The 17,076-nt window shown below is 71.6% G+C and carries 20 protein-coding genes; 12 read left to right on the plus strand and 8 right to left on the minus strand.

What is annotated here, in order from left to right; translation table 11 throughout:
• Nucleotides 1–21: 21 nt before the first annotated feature.
• Both EDF51_RS11020 and EDF51_RS11025 read right to left on the minus strand, forming a co-directional pair.
• The gene (locus EDF51_RS11020) at nt 22–264 is read right to left on the minus strand and encodes a hypothetical protein (protein ID WP_243833997.1); all 243 of its coding nucleotides are present in this window, start codon (nt 262–264) and stop codon (nt 22–24) included.
• Between the two features lie 52 nt (nt 265–316).
• On the minus strand, nt 317–781 hold the full coding sequence (locus EDF51_RS11025) for a MarR family transcriptional regulator (protein WP_133937928.1): 465 nt from the start codon (nt 779–781) through the stop codon (nt 317–319).
• 62 nt (nt 782–843) lie between these two features.
• On the opposite strand from EDF51_RS11025, the gene EDF51_RS11030 reads away from it, so the two are divergent.
• The 3 genes from EDF51_RS11030 (at nt 844) to EDF51_RS11040 (ending at nt 3,316) form a co-directional block, all read left to right on the plus strand.
• Complete coding sequence (locus tag EDF51_RS11030; RefSeq protein WP_133937927.1) at nt 844–1,212, plus strand: VOC family protein; 369 nt, start codon at nt 844–846, stop codon at nt 1,210–1,212.
• Between the two features lie 192 nt (nt 1,213–1,404).
• Nucleotides 1,405–2,808 (plus strand): LLM class flavin-dependent oxidoreductase, encoded by a 1,404-nt coding sequence (locus EDF51_RS11035; protein ID WP_200849208.1) that lies wholly within the window; start codon nt 1,405–1,407, stop codon nt 2,806–2,808.
• Nucleotides 2,809–2,812: 4 nt separating this feature from the next.
• Nucleotides 2,813–3,316, plus strand: coding sequence for a GNAT family N-acetyltransferase (locus EDF51_RS11040; protein WP_133937925.1), 504 nt, complete (start codon nt 2,813–2,815; stop codon nt 3,314–3,316).
• A gap of 4 nt (nt 3,317–3,320) precedes the next feature.
• Here the strand turns inward: EDF51_RS11040 and EDF51_RS11045 are convergent, their stop codons facing one another.
• Together EDF51_RS11045 and EDF51_RS11050 are read right to left on the minus strand one after the other, a co-directional pair.
• Complete coding sequence (locus tag EDF51_RS11045) at nt 3,321–3,908, minus strand: VOC family protein (protein ID WP_123292003.1); 588 nt, start codon at nt 3,906–3,908, stop codon at nt 3,321–3,323.
• Nucleotides 3,909–4,025: 117 nt separating this feature from the next.
• Nucleotides 4,026–4,781, minus strand: coding sequence for an SGNH/GDSL hydrolase family protein (locus tag EDF51_RS11050; RefSeq protein ID WP_208321842.1), 756 nt, complete (start codon nt 4,779–4,781; stop codon nt 4,026–4,028).
• Nucleotides 4,782–4,954: 173 nt separating this feature from the next.
• Between EDF51_RS11050 and EDF51_RS11055 the strand changes: the two genes are divergently transcribed.
• The 6 genes from EDF51_RS11055 to EDF51_RS11080 all read left to right on the plus strand — a co-directional run bounded on the left by EDF51_RS11055 (nt 4,955) and on the right by EDF51_RS11080 (nt 12,127).
• The gene (locus EDF51_RS11055; RefSeq protein WP_134194922.1) at nt 4,955–6,514 is read left to right on the plus strand and encodes an NCS1 family nucleobase:cation symporter-1; all 1,560 of its coding nucleotides are present in this window, start codon (nt 4,955–4,957) and stop codon (nt 6,512–6,514) included.
• Between the two features lie 65 nt (nt 6,515–6,579).
• A complete protein-coding gene (locus tag EDF51_RS11060) occupies nt 6,580–7,344 on the plus strand; it encodes an aspartate/glutamate racemase family protein (protein WP_131879412.1) in 765 nt (254 codons plus the stop codon).
• Nucleotides 7,341–8,765, plus strand: a complete 1,425-nt coding sequence (gene allB / locus EDF51_RS11065) for an allantoinase AllB (protein WP_134194924.1) — start codon at nt 7,341–7,343, stop codon at nt 8,763–8,765. Before EDF51_RS11060 ends, allB begins: the two co-directional genes overlap by 4 nt.
• Nucleotides 8,766–8,808: 43 nt before the next feature.
• On the plus strand, nt 8,809–10,041 hold the full coding sequence (locus EDF51_RS11070) for an alanine--glyoxylate aminotransferase family protein (RefSeq protein ID WP_131845765.1): 1,233 nt from the start codon (nt 8,809–8,811) through the stop codon (nt 10,039–10,041).
• Nucleotides 10,038–11,297 (plus strand): allantoate amidohydrolase, encoded by a 1,260-nt coding sequence (locus EDF51_RS11075; protein ID WP_131845764.1) that lies wholly within the window; start codon nt 10,038–10,040, stop codon nt 11,295–11,297. The genes EDF51_RS11070 and EDF51_RS11075 overlap by 4 nt, the downstream gene beginning before the upstream one ends.
• Entirely contained in the window at nt 11,294–12,127 is an 834-nt protein-coding gene (locus EDF51_RS11080) for a MurR/RpiR family transcriptional regulator (RefSeq protein WP_133937913.1), read from the plus strand. The genes EDF51_RS11075 and EDF51_RS11080 overlap by 4 nt, the downstream gene beginning before the upstream one ends.
• Here the strand turns inward: EDF51_RS11080 and EDF51_RS11085 are convergent.
• Both EDF51_RS11085 and EDF51_RS11090 read right to left on the minus strand, forming a co-directional pair.
• Nucleotides 12,094–12,618, minus strand: a complete 525-nt coding sequence (locus EDF51_RS11085) for an SRPBCC family protein (protein ID WP_134194926.1) — start codon at nt 12,616–12,618, stop codon at nt 12,094–12,096. The two genes, EDF51_RS11080 and EDF51_RS11085, sit on opposite strands and share 34 nt — an antisense overlap.
• On the minus strand, nt 12,615–13,190 hold the full coding sequence (locus EDF51_RS11090; protein WP_123292011.1) for a GNAT family protein: 576 nt from the start codon (nt 13,188–13,190) through the stop codon (nt 12,615–12,617). The genes EDF51_RS11085 and EDF51_RS11090 overlap by 4 nt, the downstream gene beginning before the upstream one ends.
• A 44-nt stretch (nt 13,191–13,234) precedes the next feature.
• On the opposite strand from EDF51_RS11090, the gene EDF51_RS11095 reads away from it, so the two are divergent.
• A complete protein-coding gene (locus EDF51_RS11095) occupies nt 13,235–14,272 on the plus strand; it encodes a dipeptidase (protein ID WP_131845761.1) in 1,038 nt (345 codons plus the stop codon).
• 53 nt (nt 14,273–14,325) lie between these two features.
• On the opposite strand, the gene EDF51_RS11100 is transcribed toward EDF51_RS11095, so the two are convergent.
• A complete protein-coding gene (locus EDF51_RS11100) occupies nt 14,326–14,997 on the minus strand; it encodes a DUF899 family protein (RefSeq protein ID WP_131845760.1) in 672 nt (223 codons plus the stop codon).
• Nucleotides 14,998–15,163: 166 nt separating this feature from the next.
• On the opposite strand from EDF51_RS11100, the gene cysK reads away from it, so the two are divergent.
• Nucleotides 15,164–16,102, plus strand: a complete 939-nt coding sequence (gene cysK, locus EDF51_RS11105) for a cysteine synthase A (RefSeq protein ID WP_131845759.1) — start codon at nt 15,164–15,166, stop codon at nt 16,100–16,102.
• Entirely contained in the window at nt 16,099–16,683 is a 585-nt protein-coding gene (gene epsC / locus EDF51_RS11110; protein WP_243649931.1) for a serine O-acetyltransferase EpsC, read from the plus strand. The genes cysK and epsC overlap by 4 nt, the downstream gene beginning before the upstream one ends.
• Nucleotides 16,684–16,739: 56 nt before the next feature.
• On the opposite strand, the gene EDF51_RS11115 is transcribed toward epsC, so the two are convergent.
• A complete protein-coding gene (locus EDF51_RS11115; RefSeq protein ID WP_243649928.1) occupies nt 16,740–17,039 on the minus strand; it encodes an excalibur calcium-binding domain-containing protein in 300 nt (99 codons plus the stop codon).
• Nucleotides 17,040–17,076 lie beyond the last annotated feature (37 nt).

Below are 17,076 nucleotides of genomic sequence, written 5' to 3' on the forward strand. Positions count from 1 at the left end.
CTGCGCGCTTCTGCGTCAGGGCTACTCCTCGGAACCGCCCGTGTCCGGTGCCGATGCGGACGCATCGGTCCGCGTGGGGTCGGTCCGGCTCGGCGGGCGCGCCGGCCACGTGACGAGCAGCAGCACCGCGAGCGGGCCGAACAGCAGCGTCAGGAGGAACCAGGTCCACGCCGATCGGTTCCGGGTCCGGGCGTGCCCGCCGGCGAGCATCGCGACGCTGAGCCAGAGGCTCGACAGGTACAGGCCGGTGGAGTCCTCGTGCACGAACGGTTCCCTTCGAGAGATACATCAATACCGTTCGAAGGGTAGCGCGTCGTCAGACCGTGCCGGCCTCGTCGTCGCTGGTGCGGCGGAGTGAGCGCACCATGCTGCGCAGCGCCCCCCGCGCCGCCACCTGCTGCTCACCCGACAACCCGTCGAGCATCCGGACCTCGACGCCGCGGACGGCCGCACTCGCGAGCTCGAGGCTCGCCCGGCCGCTCGCCGTCAACCGCGTCGGGAGCGCCTTGCCCACCGGTGCCTCGGTGGCCCGCGTCACGAAGCCGTCCCGTTCCAGGGCCTGCAGCAGCACGTTCATCGACTGCCGCGTGACGAAGGCGCCGCGTGCGAGCTCGGAGTTCGACAGCCCGGGCCGCTGTGCCAGGAGTTCAAGGCACGAGTAGTGCGTCATCGTCATGCCGAGGGGGCGCAGCACGGCCTCCATCGCGGCGCGGAGCGCGCTCGCGGCTTCCTTGAGCAGGTACCCGAGGGACGTCTCGAGGTCGATAGCGTCTTGACTCATGTCAGGAGTCTGACATAGATTGCTCTTTGTCAGAAGACTGACACGACACGGAGGAGCACCACATGCCCGTCACCGGCCCCGACTTCATCTCCCTGCAGACCCGCGACCTGACGGCGTCCCAGGCGTTCTACGAGCAGTACCTCGGTCTGGTCCGCTCGCAGGCCGGCCCGCCGCACGCCGTCGTCTTCGAGACGACGCCGATCGCGTTCGCACTGCGGGACGTCGTCCCCGGCACCGACCTCGATGCGGTGTCGCAGCCGGGCATCGGGGCGGCGATCTGGCTGCACGCGACCGACGTGCAGGCCATCCACGACGCCCTGGTGGCCGACGGCCACACGATCGTGTCGGCACCGATCGACGGCCCGTTCGGCCGGACGTTCACGTTCGCCGACCCGGACGGCTACCAGGTCACGCTCCACGACCGCGCGTGAGTCGTGGGCAGCGCACTGCCGCACAACCAAAGTGAATCCGAGCAGGGTGAATCCCCGGTTCCGGACGACTTTGGTTGCGCGGGACGGACCGGCACCGGCACCGGCACACGCAGCAGCACCTGCCGACAGTCAGCCGTCACGCTTCGTCACGATGGATGACGGACGCAGACCCCGCACGTAGCGTCGCCAAGCGTGACCAGCAGCAGCGAACCCCGGCAGATCCGCTTCAACGCGTTCGACATGAACTGCGTTGCCCACCAGTCCTCCGGGCTGTGGCGGCACCCGCGCGACCGATCGCGGGACTACCGCGACCTGACGTACTGGACGGACCTGGCGAAGACGCTCGAAGGCGGGGCGTTCGACGGCATCTTCATCGCCGACGTGCTGGGCACGTACGACGTGTACGGCGACTCGAACGAGGCCGCGCTCCGCACGGGCTCGCAGGTGCCGGTCAACGACCCGATCCTGCTGGTGTCGGCGATGGCGTCGGTGACCGAGCACCTCGGCTTCGGGATCACGGCGGGCACGGCGTACGAGCACCCGTACCCGTTCGCCCGGCGGATCTCGACGCTCGACCACCTGACCAAGGGGCGCGTCGGCTGGAACGTCGTCACCGGCTACCTGCCGAGCGCCGCGCGCAACATGGGCCAGACCGACCAGCTGTCGCACGACGACCGGTACGACGTGGCCGACGAGTACCTCGAGGTCCTCTACAAGCTGTGGGAGGGCTCGTGGGAGGACGACGCGGTCGTCGCCGACCGCGCGTCCGGCGTCTTCACCGACCCGGCGAAGGTGCACCCGATCGAGCACCACGGCAAGCACTTCGACGTGCCGGGCATCCACCTGTCCGAGCCGTCGGTGCAGCGTTCGCCCGTCATCTACCAGGCGGGCGCGTCGCCGCGCGGCATCCGCTTCGCAGCGGAGAACGCCGAAGCCGTCTTCGTGGGCGCACCGACCGTCGAGCAGCTCGCGTCGACCGTCGCGAAGGTCCGTGACGCCCTGGAGGCAGCTGGTCGCGACCGCTACGCCGCTCGCGTCTACACACTGCTCACCGTGATCACGGACGCCACCGACGAGCTGGCCCAGGCGAAGTACGAGGACTACCTGTCGTACGCGTCGGAGCTCGGTGCCCTGGTGCTCAACTCCGGCTGGATGGGCGTCGACCTGTCGCAGTGGGACCTCGACGAGCCCCTCGGCGATGTCGAGTCGAACGCGATCCAGTCGGCTGCGGCCAACATCGCGGCGGCGACCGGCGAGGACGGCAGCTCGTGGACGATCCGCGACCTCGCCCGGCACACCGCGATCGGCGGACTCGGGCCGGTCGCCGTCGGCGGGGGAGCGACCATCGCCGACCGCCTGCAGGAGATCCAGGAGCTCACCGACGTCGACGGCTTCAACTTGGCGTACGCGGTGACGCCGGGCACGTGGGAGGACGTCATCGAGTTCGTCATCCCCGAACTCCGGGCGCGCGGGGCGTACCCGACCGGCTACGAGCCCGGTTCGCTGCGGCACAAGCTGCACGGCCGCGGTGACCGGCTGCCCGACGAGCACCGTGGGGCGTCGTTCAGGATCGGCAGCAGCGCGGTCGTAGGCTGACCGGGTGATCGAACCGTCCGTGTCCGTGCGTCCAGCGGCCCCGGACGAGGTGTCGGCGTGTGTCGACCTGTGGGTCGCAGCGGTCGCGGCACGGGACGGCGTTCCGGAGTCCGATGCGGTGCGAGCCCGCGCGGCGTCGAAGTTCGCCGTCCCGCGGGTCGCACTGCTCGTCGCTGCCGGAGCGGCCGGTGCGATCGACGGCTTCGCGCTCGTGACGGCGCCGGGGTCCGGACGGTCGACCGACCCGTCGGACGCCGCCTACCTGTCGCTGCTCGCCGTCCGCCCGGACGTGCAGGCGCGGGGTGTCGGGCGTGCGCTCCTGGCCGCCTCGGTCGATGCGGCGTCGGCGGCGGGACACCCCGCGGTGGTCCTGCACGCACTCGCCGGCAACGAGCGAGCGCTGCGGCTCTACGAAGCCAGCGGGTTCCGGGCGGACGGGGTCGAGTTCCCGCACGCCCTGACGGGCGGGCCGACGCGGACGTACATCGCGACGGCCCCGGCGCGCTGAACGGTCAGACGCGCCACTTCGGTCGCGGGGCGTGGTCCTCGTACGACTGTCGACTCGGGTAGGTGATCAGCTCGATCGTCGATCCCCACGGCGTTCCGACGTACACGAACCGGTTGCCGAACCCGCCCTCGTTGCCGCCGAGGTCCCGCGGGTCGGCGTACCGCTGGCCGCCCGCCGTCTCGATGTGCGACAGTGCGTGGTCGATGTCGTCGACGTAGAACGCCACGTGCTGCCAGCCGAGGTCGCTCGCGCGGACGGCCGGGCGCTGGTCGGGGCCGTGGTACTCGAAGAGCTCGAGTCCCGGCCCGTTCGGCAGCGCGAGCATCCGCAGTGCCCCCTGGGCCATGGTCTTCGGGATGCCGAGGCGCCGCTGGACGTCGGGTTCACCGCGGAGCGGTTCGCTCCGGAGGAACCGGTCGTACAGGGGGACGGCGTCGAGTCCCAGGACGAAGAAGTCGGTGGCCTGGTCGATGTCGGGCACGGTGAGGCCGATGTGGTCGATGCCGTGTGCGGTGCTGGGGGTGCCCGTCGGGGTGGTGACGGTTGCAGGACGTGTCGCGGTGGTGCCGGATGGGCGTGGCGCAGTGTGCATGGTGCCGTCTCCCCTGAGTTCGGCTCGGACGTGGATCACCCGAGTAGAACGGCTGTTCGCGGGGGAGGACAAGCGGAGCGCGGGACGCGTGCGGAGAACCGCCGCGATCGTGCGTGATCAGTCGACGGGGGTCCACGCCGGGTAGGTTGCCGAGCGTCCGTCGCCCGAGGACCGCCGGGTGACGCGGCGCTGTACCCAGGGCAGGACGTGCTCGCGGTAGTAGCGGAGTTCCTCGGAGAGTCGGGTGCGGCCGGTCTGTTCGGACGCCGGCTCGATCGGTGCCGGTCCGTCCTCGATCGCGTGCAGGGCGAGGTCCGCGACGCGCTGGTGGCCGGTGTCGTTCATGTGCAGCCGGTCCTCGGACCAGAACTCGGCACGGCGCAGGTGCGGATCACGGGACACGTCGACGAAGGGCAGGTCGTACCGGTCGGCGAGGTCGGCGAGGGCGTCCGCCCAGGCGTCGCCGCGCGCGTTGATGAGGCGTCCGAAGGGGAGTCGTGCGCTCGGGTCGGCGGGGCTCAGCAGCGCCAGCCGGACCCCGCGGCCCAGGACCGTGTCGACCGCCGCTTCGAGTGGTGCGATGAGGGCGTGGGCGTCGAACCGTGGCCGCAGCAGGTCGTTGCCGCCCGCGCAGAACGTGATCAGCGTCGGTGCGGGGTCGAGTGCGAGAGCCGCGTCGAGCTGCTCTCCGAGGACCCCGGCGAGCAGGCGCCCGCGGACCGCGAGGTTGGCGTACCGGACGTCTGCGTCGTGCGCACGGGCCATGCCGCTCGCGAGTCGGCCGGTCCAGCCGGGGAACGGTACGGCGCCGGCGTCGCCGATGCCCTCCGAGAAGCTGTCGCCGATCGCGACGTAACGGATGGTGTCGGGCATGCGGCCATCATCGTGCACATGTCTGTGCACGTTCTGGTGTGGAACGAGCGTTTCAGGACAGCGACCACGACACACGACCGTTACACGAGGGAAACGGCGGGCGCGAAGAGGCTCCCTAACTTCTGTGGTGGAGGCGATCACCGCCTCCCCACCCCACTCCCTCGGAGGACGCCATGGCTACCGATCTCGTGACACCCGTCGCAGCGCCCCACGCCCCCACCACGACCGCCGCACCCGCTGGTGCCGGCGTCGTCAAGCCCGGGTACGACCCGGCGCTCACGAACGAGGACCTCGCCCCGCTGCGCAAGCAGAGCTGGACGAGCTACAACTTCTTCGCCTTCTGGATGTCCGACGTGCACTCGGTCGGCGGCTACGTCACCGCCGGGTCGCTCTTCGCACTGGGCATCGCGAGCTGGCAGGTGCTCATCGCCCTGGTGGTCGGCATCCTGATCGTGCAGGTCTTCGCCAACCTCGTCGCCAAGCCGTCGCAGCGCACTGGCGTGCCCTACCCGGTCATCAACCGTGCGGTGTTCGGGGTGCTCGGGGCGAACGTGCCCGCGATCATCCGCGGGCTGATCGCGATGGCCTGGTACGGCGTGCAGACGTTCCTCGCCGCGCAGTCGCTCAACATCATCTTCCTGAAGTTCATCCCCGCCTCGGCCGGGCTGCTCGACCACTCGTTCCTGGGGCTGTCGGCGCTCGGGTGGATCTCGTACGCGATCCTGTGGGTCGCGCAGGGGGCCCTGTTCTGGATGGGCATGGAGGCCATCAAGAAGTTCATCGACTGGGCGGGCCCGGCGGTGTACGTCGTGATGATCGCGCTGGCGACCTACCTCGTCAGCCAGGCCGGCATCGGCAACATCTCGTTCACGCTGTCGGTGGGGGAGCCGCTCTCGTTCGGCGCGTCGATCCCGGTCATGCTCTCCGCGGTCGCCCTGGTGGTCAGCTACTTCGCCGGCCCGATGCTCAACTTCGGTGACTTCTCGCGCTACGGCAAGTCCTTCGCGGCCGTCAAGCGGGGCAACTTCTGGGGCCTGCCGATCAACTTCCTGTTCTTCTCGGTGCTCACCGTGCTGTGTGCGAGTGCGACCGTGCCGGTCTTCGGCAAGCTCATCACCGACCCGATCGAGACCGTGCAGGCGATCGGCGCCCCGTTCGCGATCCTGCTCGGCGGCCTGACCTTCGTCACGGCGACGGTCGGCATCAACATCGTCGCGAACTTCATCAGCCCTGCGTTCGACTTCTCGAACGTCGCTCCGCGCAAGATCTCGTGGCGAGCCGGCGGCATGATCGCCGCGGTCGGCTCCGTGCTGCTGACCCCGTGGAACTGGTACGGCAACGACCAGGCCATCCTGTACACGCTCGGGGTGCTCGGCGCCCTCATCGGCCCGCTGTTCGGCATCCTGATCGCCGGCTACTACATCGTCGGGAAGCAGCGCATCGCCGTCGACGACATGTACACGAAGGACACCTCGGCCCGGTACTGGTACCGCGGCGGCTTCAACCCGAACGCCATCGGTACCCTCGTCGTCACCGGCGCGATCTCGGTCGCCAGTGCGGTGCTCCCGCCCGCGCTCGGGATCCTGCCGGGGCTGAACAACTACAGCTGGTTCATCGGCTGCGGCCTGGGACTCGTGGTCTTCTGGGGCCTCGAGCGGGTCCGGCCGAGCATGCCGGAGCTCGCCTCGGACGACCCGACGGTCGACGACGGCGCCGCCGCCGGACGAGCCTGACACGCCGCAGCGACACCCGCACCAACAGCGACACCCGCACCGCCCGCACCACCGGAAGGACCCCGATGCGCATCCGCGTCGTCAACCCGAACACCACCGCCTCGATGACCCGCTCGATCGGCGTCGCCGCCACCGCGGTCGCCGGCCCGGGCACCATCGTCGAGGCGGTGAACCCCACGATGGGCCCGGCGTCGATCGAGAGCCACTACGAAGAGGCGCTCGCGGTGCCGGGGCTCCTCGAGCAGATCGCGCTCGGGGAGCAGGACGGCGTGGACGCCTACGTCGTCGCCTGCTTCGGCGACCCGGGCCTCGACGCCGCGCGGGAGCTCGCCGCCGGGCCGGTCATCGGGATCGCCGAGGCGGGCTTCCACGCAGCGGCGATGCTCGGGCGCCGGTTCGGCGTCGTGACGACCCTGGCGCGGACGACCGGACGGGCCCACGAGCTCGCCGAGCGCTACGGCTTCGCGTCGCTCGTCACCGAGATCCGGGCGTGCGAGGTTGCGGTGCTCGAGCTCGACGACCCCGCTTCGGGCGCACGCGCCCTGGTGATCGAGGAGTGCCGGGCCGTCATCGCCGGCGGAGCCGACGCGGTCGTGCTCGGCTGCGCGGGGATGGCGGACTTCTGCGCCGAGGTCTCGCGGGCGATCGGGGCACCGGTCGTCGACGGCGTCGCCGCGGCGACCGTGCTCGCCGAGTCGCTCGTGCGGCTCGGGCTCTCGACGGGCAAGCACGGCGAGTACGCCACCCCGCCGACGAAGGCGATGTCGGGTCTGCTGGCGGGCTTCGAACGCCAGCCGGCGGCGGGCGCGACGGTCGGGGCGGGCGCATGACGGGCCTCCCGGCCGACGGCAGCACCGAGTCCCGCACCGACGTCGACACCGACACCGTCGCGGACCTCGTCCTGCGCGCAGATCGCGCCTGGATCGACGGAGCCTTCCGCCCCGCAGCGGTCGTCGTGCGCGACGGCCGCGTCGACACCGTCCTGCCGGTCGACGCAGCCGTGGCCGCTGTCGACGACCGCACCGTGCCGGCCGACCGGGTCCTGCTGCCCGGCCTCGTCGACACCCACGTGCACGTCAACGAGCCCGGACGCACCGAGTGGGAGGGGTTCGCGTCCGCGACCCGGGCCGCCGCACTCGGCGGGGTCACGACCATCATCGACATGCCGCTCAACTCGATCCCCGCGACGACGACGGTCGAGGCGCTCGACGTGAAGCGCGCGAGTGCCGAGGGGCGGGTCGCCGTCGACGTCGGGTTCTGGGGCGGAGCCGTGCCGGACAACGCCGGCTCGCTCGGCGCACTGCACGACGCGGGCGTCTTCGGGTTCAAGTGCTTCACCGCGCCGTCCGGGGTCGACGAGTTCCCGCACCTGGACGCCGACCAACTGCGCGCCGCGATCGAGGAGGTCGCCCGGATCGACGCCCTGCTCATCGTGCACGCCGAGGACCCCGAGTTCCTGGTCGACCACGCCGCGCTCGGCGGCCACTACGAGGACTTCCTCGCCACCCGCCCGGTCGACGCCGAGCGGTCCGCCATCGCGCGGGTCATCGACGGCGCACGGGCCACCGGCGCGCGGGTCCACATCCTGCACCTGTCCGACGCCGGTGCGATCCCGATGATCCGCGCCGCGAAGGACGACGGCGTCCGGATCACGGTCGAGACCTGCCCGCACTACCTGTCGTTCGAAGCGGGGTCCATCCCCGACGGCGCGACCGAGTACAAGTGCTGCCCGCCGATCCGTGACGACGCGAACCGTGACGCCCTGTGGGCCGGCGTGCTCGACGGCACGATCGACATGATCGTGTCGGACCACTCGCCGTCGACCGCCGACCTCAAGGTCGACGACTGGGGACTCGCCTGGGGTGGGATCGCCGGCCTGCAGGTCGGCTTCCGGGCCGTCTGGACCGAGGCCCTCCGCCGCGGCGTCCCGCTCGAGGTGCTGTTGCCGCTGTTCACGACCGGTCCGGCAGCACTCGTCGGCTTCCCCGACCGCGGGGTCATCGCCCCCGGCGCGCTGGCCCACTTCGCCGTGTTCGACCCGTCCGCCACGGCGGTCATCGACGTGGCCGGCCTCGCACACCGCAACCCGGTCTCCGCGTTCGCCGGCATGGAGGCCCGTGGCCGCGTCACCCAGACCTGGCTGCGCGGGCGCGTGGTGGCGTCCACCGCGTCGGGCGTCACCGCCGTCGAGGGGCAGCTCGTCGCGGCTCCCGTGACCGCGGATGCCCGGGTCACCGAAACACGTCTGTAACGATCGTTCCGGTACGCTTGTGATCGGAACGGAAGGACCAACCATGCACCCCGTGAACCCGCCAGCCCGCCTCCTCATGGGCCCCGGCCCGATCACCGCCGACCCGCGTGTGCTCCGCGCCCTGTCGACCCCGCTCGTCGGGCAGTACGACCCGTGGATGACCTCCGCCATGAACGACACCCAGGAGCTCTACCGCGGTGTGTTCGGCACCACGAACGACGCCACCGTGCTCGTCGACGGCACCTCGCGCGCCGGGATCGAGGCGGTGCTTGTGTCGCTGCTCGCACCGGGTGACCGCGTGCTCGTGCCGGTGTTCGGCCGGTTCGGGCACCTGCTCGCCGAGATCGCGGGCCGTGCCGGGGCCGAGGTCCACACCATCGAGACCGCGTGGGGCCAGGTCTTCACGCCGTCCGCGATCGAGGACGCCATCGTCCGTGTCCGGCCGAAGGTGCTGGCGATCGTGCAGGGCGACACCTCCACCACGATGAACCAGCCGCTCGACGAACTGGGCGCGATCTGCGAGCGGCACGGCGTGCTGTTCTACACCGACGCCACGGCGACCGTCGGCGGCAACCCGCTCGAGGTCGACGCCTGGGGCATCGACGCCGTCAGTGCCGGCCTCCAGAAGTGCCTCGGCGGGCCGTCCGGCAGCGCGCCGGTCACCGTCTCGCCGCGTGCGACCGCCGTGCTCGACGAGCGCCGCAGTGTCGAGGCGGGCATCCGCGAACCCGGTGACGACGTCGCCGACGAGCCGATCCGCTCGAACTACCTCGACCTCGCGATGATCCTGGACTACTGGGGTCCGCGGCGGCTGAACCACCACACCGAGGCCGCGTCGATGCTCTACGCCGCCAACGAGTGCGCCCGCATCCTGCTCGACGAAGGGCGCGAGCAGGCGATCGCACGCCACGAACTCGCGGGCCGCGCGATGCTGCAGGGCGTCCAGGCGCTCGGGCTCGGCGTGTTCGGTGACGTCGCACACAAGATGCACAACGTCGTCGCGGTGGAGATCCCGTCCGACGTCGTCGGCGACCAGGTCCGTGGTTCGATGCTCGATGACCACGGCATCGAGATCGGCACCTCGTTCGGACCGCTGCACGGCAAGGTCTGGCGCATCGGCACCATGGGCTACAACGCCCGCAAGGACACCGTCGTGACGACCCTCGCCGCCCTCGAGCACGCGCTCCGCCGTGCGGGGCACGCCGTCCCGCACGGCGGTGGGGTCGACGCGGCCCTCGACGTCTTCTCCGGTGCGCCGGTCGGGGTGCTGGCGTGAGCGCGGCCCCGGTCGTGACCGCCACCGCCCTGGGTACCGCCGACGCCGAGCTCGTGGCGCGCTGGTGCGACGAGCTGGCCCTGGTCACCGAGGAGACCGGCCGGATCACCCGCGTGTACCTGTCGCCCGAGCACGCCCGTGTCAACGGGATCGTCGCCGGGTGGATGCAGGACGCCGGACTCACCACCTGGCAGGACGCCGCCGGCAACCTGCACGGACGGGTCGGCGGGATGGCCCCCGACGCCCCCGTGCTGCTGCTCGGCTCGCACCTCGACACCGTGGTGGACGCCGGCCGCTACGACGGGATCGTCGGGGTCCTGATGGCCGTCCGCACCGCTGCGCGACTGACGGCCGCGGGACCGCTGCCCGTCGCGCTCGAGGTCATCGCGTTCTCCGACGAAGAGGGGACCCGCTTCGGCAAGGCCCTGCTCGGGTCGTCCGCCGTCGCCGGGGTGTGGGACGAGTCCTGGTGGGACCTGGCGGACGGCGACGGCGTGACCCTGCGCGAGGCCTTCACCCGGTTCGGGCTCGACCCGGCCCGGGTGGGTGACGCGGCGGCCGACCCGACGACGCTCGCCGGCTACCTCGAGGCGCACATCGAACAGGGCCCGTACCTCGAGCAGGCCGGTCAGGCGCTCGGCGTCGTCACGAGCATCGCGAGCGCCCGACGCTTCTCGGTCGAGGCCGTCGGCGAGGCCCGGCACGCGGGCGGAACGCCGTACGAGCGCCGCCACGACGCACTGCTCGCCGCGGCCGAGGCCGCCTTGGCCGTCGAGCGGATCTGCCGGGCGTCGCACCACGTCGGCACCGTCGGCACGATGACCGTCGAACCGGGCGCGGTGAACGTGGTCCCCGGCCTCGCACGGTTCTCGGTGGACCTGCGCGGCGAGTTCGACGACGGCCGAGACGCGGTGTGGGACGAGCTCACGAAGGCGTTCTCGCTGATCGGGGAACGACGCGGGGTCAGCGTCACGCCGACCGAGGTGCACCGCGCGCCGGCGGTGTTCTGCGCGCCGCGGCTGATGGACGCCGTCCGCGCCGGCATCGAGTCGACGGGCGAGACCGCGCCGATGGAGCTGTTCTCGCGGGCCGGACACGACGCCATGTCGCTCGGGCTCGTCACCGACGTCGCGATGCTGTTCCTGCGCAACCCGGACGGCATCAGCCACCACCCGGACGAGTTCGTCTCGACGCCCGACATCGCGCTCGGGCTCGACGCGCTCGCCGTCGCGGTGGAGCAGGTGGCCCGGGCATGAGCACCGCCGGACCGGACGTCCGCGCCCGCATCGACTCCGTCTGGGAGCAGCTCTCGCCCGCCGAACGACGCGTCGCCGCGATGGTCCGGCACGACCCGGAACTCCTGCTCGTCGGGACCTCGGCCGAACTCGCCGCCGAGTCGGGCACGTCGAAGGCCACGGTGTCCCGGCTCGTCCGGTCGCTCGGGTTCCAGGACGCGGCCGAGGTCCGGCAGAACCTGATGTCCGCACGCGGCTCCGGCCTGCCGTGGGTTGCGGAAGACGCCGCCCACGTCGACCAGCGCGCCGTCGAGGCCCGCAACCTCGACGCGGCCTTCGCCTCGCTGGCCCGTGCCGATCGTCCGCGACTCGCTCGCCGCATCGTCCGCGCTCATCGCGTGCTCGTGTTCGGGGAGCGCGGCGCCTACCCGGTGGCGCTGCAGCTCCGCGCGCAGCTCGCCCAGGTCCGCTCCGACGTCCGGGTCGGTCCGGCACCGGGGCAGCGGCTCGGCGAAGAGGTCGCCGACCTCGACCGCCGTGACCTCGTCGTCCTGGTGACCGTGCGTCGGCACACGGCCGGGGTCGACCGGATCGTGCGGCACTGCGTGTCGACCGGTGCCGACGTCGTCGTGCTGGGCGATCCGACCGCAGCCGTCATCGCGGCACCGGCGAGCACCGCGATCCTCTGCCCGGTCGACTCACCGGCGGCGTTCGACTCGATGGCGGCCTTGTTCGCGGTCGTCGCGGCCATCGCGAACGACGTGTACGAAGCCTCGGGACCGGCCGGCCGCGCGCGGGTCGACGCGGTGGCGAGTGCCTACGACGCGCTGGGGGAGCTCGCAGCGCCCTGACCGTCGGGGCTATCGGGGCTGTCGGGGCCGTCGCGGCCGTCGGCGTGCAGCTCGACGGCGAGCGACGCGTTGCGCTCACGGATGAGCCGCGGCAGGTAGCGCTCGAGGGCGACGACCTCGGCCAGACGACCGAGCGGGCCGAACGGTGCGCGGAACGTGATGGTGTCGACCATGCGCGTGCCGCCGGCCGACGGCTCGAACCGGTGCTCGTGGTGGAAGCGGGCGAACGGCCCACGCACCTGTTCGTCGACGAACAGGTGGGGGCCCTCCAGAGCAGTGATCCGACTCGTCATCCGCCAGACGATCCCGAAGTGCCGCGCGCGCCACGTGACCGACTCGCCCAGGCCGATCCTGCCGGACGTCGTGCCGGCGACGGCGCGTTCGTCCGTCGCAGCCATCGACCGCTCGTGCGCGCCGATGTCGAGCGACAGCGCGAACGCGCGCTCCGGCGGTGCCGCGAGCTCGGTCACCACGCGGAACGTCACCGTCACGAGGCCGGCCAGACCGTTCCGGCCGAGCGGTCGTCGTCGACGAGCACCGCGGCGAGCAGTTCGTCGTGCCGGACGCCGTGGTGCAGGACCGCCGAGCGCCGTCGGCCTTCGTACCGCATGCCCAGTCGCTGGGCCACCGCGATCGAGCCGGTGTTCTCGGCCTTCGCCCGCCATTGCACCCGGACGAGTCCGAGTCCCTGCGGAGCCGGTGCGAACGCCCACTGCAGCACCCGCTCGGCCGCTTCGGTCACCAGGCCCTGACCACGGGCGTCCGGGTGCGTCGCGTACCCGATCTCGGCACCGCCACCGTCGATGCCGAAGAGCCCGACCGTGCCGAGCAGGCGCGGGTCACCGGCGCGACGGATACCGAACTCGTAGCGGGTGCCCGTCGCCCAGCCCTCCTGCACCACCGCGGTGAGCCACTGGTGCGCCTCGGCGTGCCCGTACGGCTCGGGCATCGCGATGAACGTGACGACGTCCGGGTCGTTCGCGTAGGCGATGACGTTCTCGGTGTCGGCGGGCACCGGCACGGAGAGCACCAGGCGATCGGTCCGGAGGGTGACGGGGTCCACGTGCCGAGCCTAGCCACGGGGACGTGCGCGGTAGCGTCGGGGGCATGACGTTCGACGCGATCCCGTTCCCGGTCATCGACGGCCACAACGACCTGCCGTGGGAGCGCCGCGAGACCCACGACTCCGGGGTCGAGGGCATCGACACCGAGGTCGACTCGCTGCACACCGACCTGCCGAAGCTCCGCGCCGGTGGGGTCGTCGGCCAGTTCTGGTCGGTCTTCGTGCCCGTCGACGAACCGGACCCGGTGCGGACGACGCTGCAGCAGATCGACCTGGCGCACCGGATCATCGAGCGGTACCCGGAGTCGCTCGTACTGGCCCGGACGGCGGCCGAGGTCCGGGCGGCGGTCGAGTCCGGCCGGATCGCGTCGCTGCTCGGCGCCGAGGGCGGGCACTCCATCGGCGACGACCTGGCGGTGCTCCGCGACTTCGCCCGACTCGGCGTCCGCTACATGACGCTCACGCACAACGACGACACCCCCTGGGCCGACTCGGCGACGGGCTCGCGTCCGCACGGCGGGCTGACCGACCGCGGCCGCCAGGTGGTGGCCGAGATGGAGCGGATCGGCATGCTCGTCGACCTGTCCCACACCGCACCGGCGACCATGCGGGACACCCTCGACGTCGCCACGCAGCCCGTCGTCTTCAGCCACTCGTCCACCGTCGCCGTCGACGACCACCCGCGGAACGTGCCGGACGACGTGCTCGCCCGGTTGTCGGACAACGGCGGCATCGTGATGATCACGTTCGTGCCGAAGTTCGTCTCACGCGACTGGGCGGACTGGGAGGACGCCGGCTCGGTGGGGGAACCGCCGCTCGTGACGGTGGCGCACGTCGCGGACCACGTCGAGCACGCCCGCGACCTCGCCGGCGCAGCACACATCGGCCTCGGCGGGGACTACGACGGCACCCCGGTGCTGCCGCCGGACCTGCGCGACGTGTCGCGGTACCCGGTGCTCGCCGCCGAGCTGCAGCGGCGCGGGTGGGGAGCGGACGACCTGCGGGCGCTCGCCGGGGGCAACGTGCTGCGGGTGCTCGAAGCGACCGACGAGCGGTTCGCGCGGACGGCATTCGTGCGCTGACGAATCGTCAATAGGTCAACAGCCTGTTGACCGATCGGCACGGAGCGCCGGCGTCAACCGTAGGTGGGGTACTGCGGCCAGCCCTCGGGGCTGTCCTCCCAGTCCTGCTGGCGGCCGTACGCGGTGCGGTCCATGATGTGCGCGACGGGCAGGATCGCCTCGGTCCCACGCGATCCGGTGGCGTACGTCAGGTAGGGCACGCCGTCGCGCAGCAGGTAGTACGAGTAGCCCGGCACCGGACCGTCGTAGTCGTCGTGGTGCAGGGTCCACCCCCAGTCGTCGTGGTAGCTCGTGGCACCCGACGACACCCACCGGTGCGGCCAGCCGTGCAGCTCTCGCCAGCGCTCGAGCTTCTCGATCGGAGCCTGCGAGACCATGGCGAACGCGATGCCCTCGTCGTCGAGCCGGCCCGTGTTCGCCGGCAGGTTGTCCACGGCCCAGGTGCAGCTCGGGCAGCCGTCGTCCCAGTCGGGCGCGAACATCACGTTCTGCACGAGGAGCAGGTAGCGGCCGTCGAACAGCTCGGAGAGCCGGACCGGGCCGTCGGAGCCCTGGAACTCGTAGTCCTCCACCTGGGCCATCGGGAGTCGGCGGCGGGCGGCGGACACCCGGTCGCCGTGCCGGGTGAGTTCCTTCTCGTCGCGGACCTGGGTGGCGAGTGCCTCGTCGAACGCGGCACGGTCGACCACGGGCGGTGCGACCTCGGGTTGCTGCAGCTTGGACATGGCGACCTCCTCGTCGTTGCCCGGCACCGTACGCCCAGGTGGGCCACACGGCAACGGGGGCCCGACGCCGTGGACAGGACCACCTGGGGTCCGGTCGCTAGGATCGGGCGCACACCGCGCCTCCAGGAAGAGCGATGCGCGACCTGACCCGATGAGGACGGACCGGATGAGCGGCACGATCTACGACAACATCTCCCAGGCGTTCGGCAACACCCCGCTCGTCAAGCTGAACCGGCTGCCGAAGGCGGGCGGCGCCGAGGTGCTGGCCAAGCTCGAGTTCTACAACCCCGGCGCCAGCGTGAAGGACCGCCTCGGCGTCGCGATCATCGACGCGGCCGAGCAGTCCGGCGACCTGCAGCCGGGCGGCACCATCGTCGAGGGGTCGTCGGGCAACACCGGCATCGCCCTCGCGCTCGTCGGTGCGGCCCGCGGCTACAGGGTGATCATCACGATGCCGGAGACGATGAGCGTCGAGCGTCGTGCGGTGATGCGCGCCTACGGGGCCGAGATCGTGCTCACCCCCGGTCCCGAGGGCATGAAGGGCGCGGTCGAACGCGCCGCCGCGATCGTCGACGAGACGCCCGGCGCGATTCTCGCCCACCAGTTCGAGACCGCCGCGAACGCCGCGATCCACCGGAAGACCACCGCTGAGGAGATCCTGCGCGACACCGAGGAGCACGTCGACGTGTTCGTCGCCGGCGTCGGGACCGGTGGCACGATCACGGGTGTCGGCCAGGTGCTCAAGGAGCGCGTGCCCGGCGTGCAGATCGTCGCGGTCGAGCCGAAGGACTCCCCGCTGCTGACCGAGGGCAAGGCCGGACCGCACAAGATCGCGGGCATCGGTGCGAACTTCATCCCCGAGGTCCTCGACCAGTCCGTCATCGACGAGGTGTTCGACGTCGAGCTCGACGACGCCCTGCGTGTGTCGCGGGCGCTCGCGACCGACGAGGGCATCCTCGCCGGCATCTCGTCCGGCGCGATCATCCACGCCGCGCTCGAGATCGCCGCACGACCCGAGAACGCCGGCAAGCGCGTCGTCGCCATCGTCTGCGACACCGGGGAGCGCTACCTGTCGACGGTGCTCTTCGAGGGACTCACTGCGTGAGTCGTCCCGTCCGACGAGGCGTGCTGCGGACGGTCCGGGAGGACCTGGCCGCAGCACGCCGCGGCGACCCCGCCGCCCGTGGTGACCTCGAGAACGCGATCGTCTACTCCGGGCTGCACGCCATCTGGACCTACCGCGTGACGCACCGGCTCTGGCTCGCCAGGGGCCTGCCTGGATCGCGGTTCGTCGCACGGGTCATCGGCCAGGCAGCACGGTCGGTGACGGGCATCGAGATCCACCCCGGCGCCCGCATCGGCCGACGGTTCTTCATCGATCACGGCATGGGCGTCGTGATCGGGGAGACCGCGGTGATCGGGGACGACGTCGTGCTGTTCCACGGGGTGACCCTGGGCGGGCGCGGTGGCGACCACGGCCCAGGAGCTCGCCGGCATCCGATCGTCGGCGACCGCGTCGTGCTCGGCGCGGGATCCTCGCTGATCGGGGCGATCACCATCGGACAGGACTCCGTCGTGGGCGCGAACACCGTGGTGACGAAGGACGTCCCTGCCGGCTCGGTCGTCACCGGGGTCGCCGGGACCGCCCGTCCGAGGTCCGGGCACGAGGGCGTGCCGACGCTCTGAACGCCCCGTCGCGGTGACGGGGCGTCCGAGGGCCAGTGCTTCGGCGCGTCGGCGCGTCAGCTCTTCTCGCAGGCGATGCCGTCGGCGTCGCGGTCCATCTTCTTGTTCGCCTTGTACAGGGCGTCGTCCTTCTTCACCGTCCCCTTGAGGGCGCGGTAGGTCACCTTGCCATTCGAAGTGACCTTGTTCTTCGTGACCGACTTCTTCGCGATGCCGCCCGAGTACACCTTGTGCACCGCGGTGCAGTTGGCGTAGGTCTTCGGGGCGGCCTGCGCGGTGGAGGCCCCACCGACGACGACGGTGGTGGCGAGGACTGCGGTGGCGGCGGCGATGCCGAGGGTACGGATGATGCGCACGGGTTCCCCCTGGAACGAGTGGGTGATCGCCGGAGCG

The sequence above is a fragment of the Curtobacterium sp. PhB25 genome (genome assembly GCF_004365375.1).
Taxonomy (GTDB): Bacteria; Actinomycetota; Actinomycetes; order Actinomycetales; family Microbacteriaceae; genus Curtobacterium.

What these genes read in the sequence shown, in the direction of transcription:
- EDF51_RS11095 (WP_131845761.1), top strand. Translation starts at nt 13,235, where the DNA reads ATGACGTTCGACGCGATCCCGTTCCCGGTCATCGACGGCCACAACGAC.
- EDF51_RS11080 (WP_133937913.1), top strand. Translation starts at nt 11,294, where the DNA reads ATGAGCACCGCCGGACCGGACGTCCGCGCCCGCATCGACTCCGTCTGG.
- allB (WP_134194924.1), top strand. Translation starts at nt 7,341, where the DNA reads ATGACGGGCCTCCCGGCCGACGGCAGCACCGAGTCCCGCACCGACGTC.
- EDF51_RS11070 (WP_131845765.1), top strand. Translation starts at nt 8,809, where the DNA reads ATGCACCCCGTGAACCCGCCAGCCCGCCTCCTCATGGGCCCCGGCCCG.
- EDF51_RS11100 (WP_131845760.1), bottom strand. Translation starts at nt 14,997, where the DNA reads ATGTCCAAGCTGCAGCAACCCGAGGTCGCACCGCCCGTGGTCGACCGT.
- EDF51_RS11060 (WP_131879412.1), top strand. Translation starts at nt 6,580, where the DNA reads ATGCGCATCCGCGTCGTCAACCCGAACACCACCGCCTCGATGACCCGC.
- EDF51_RS11045 (WP_123292003.1), bottom strand. Translation starts at nt 3,908, where the DNA reads ATGCACACTGCGCCACGCCCATCCGGCACCACCGCGACACGTCCTGCA.
- EDF51_RS11030 (WP_133937927.1), top strand. Translation starts at nt 844, where the DNA reads ATGCCCGTCACCGGCCCCGACTTCATCTCCCTGCAGACCCGCGACCTG.
- cysK (WP_131845759.1), top strand. Translation starts at nt 15,164, where the DNA reads ATGAGCGGCACGATCTACGACAACATCTCCCAGGCGTTCGGCAACACC.
- EDF51_RS11055 (WP_134194922.1), top strand. Translation starts at nt 4,955, where the DNA reads ATGGCTACCGATCTCGTGACACCCGTCGCAGCGCCCCACGCCCCCACC.
- EDF51_RS11025 (WP_133937928.1), bottom strand. Translation starts at nt 781, where the DNA reads ATGAGTCAAGACGCTATCGACCTCGAGACGTCCCTCGGGTACCTGCTC.
- EDF51_RS11050 (WP_208321842.1), bottom strand. Translation starts at nt 4,781, where the DNA reads ATGCCCGACACCATCCGTTACGTCGCGATCGGCGACAGCTTCTCGGAG.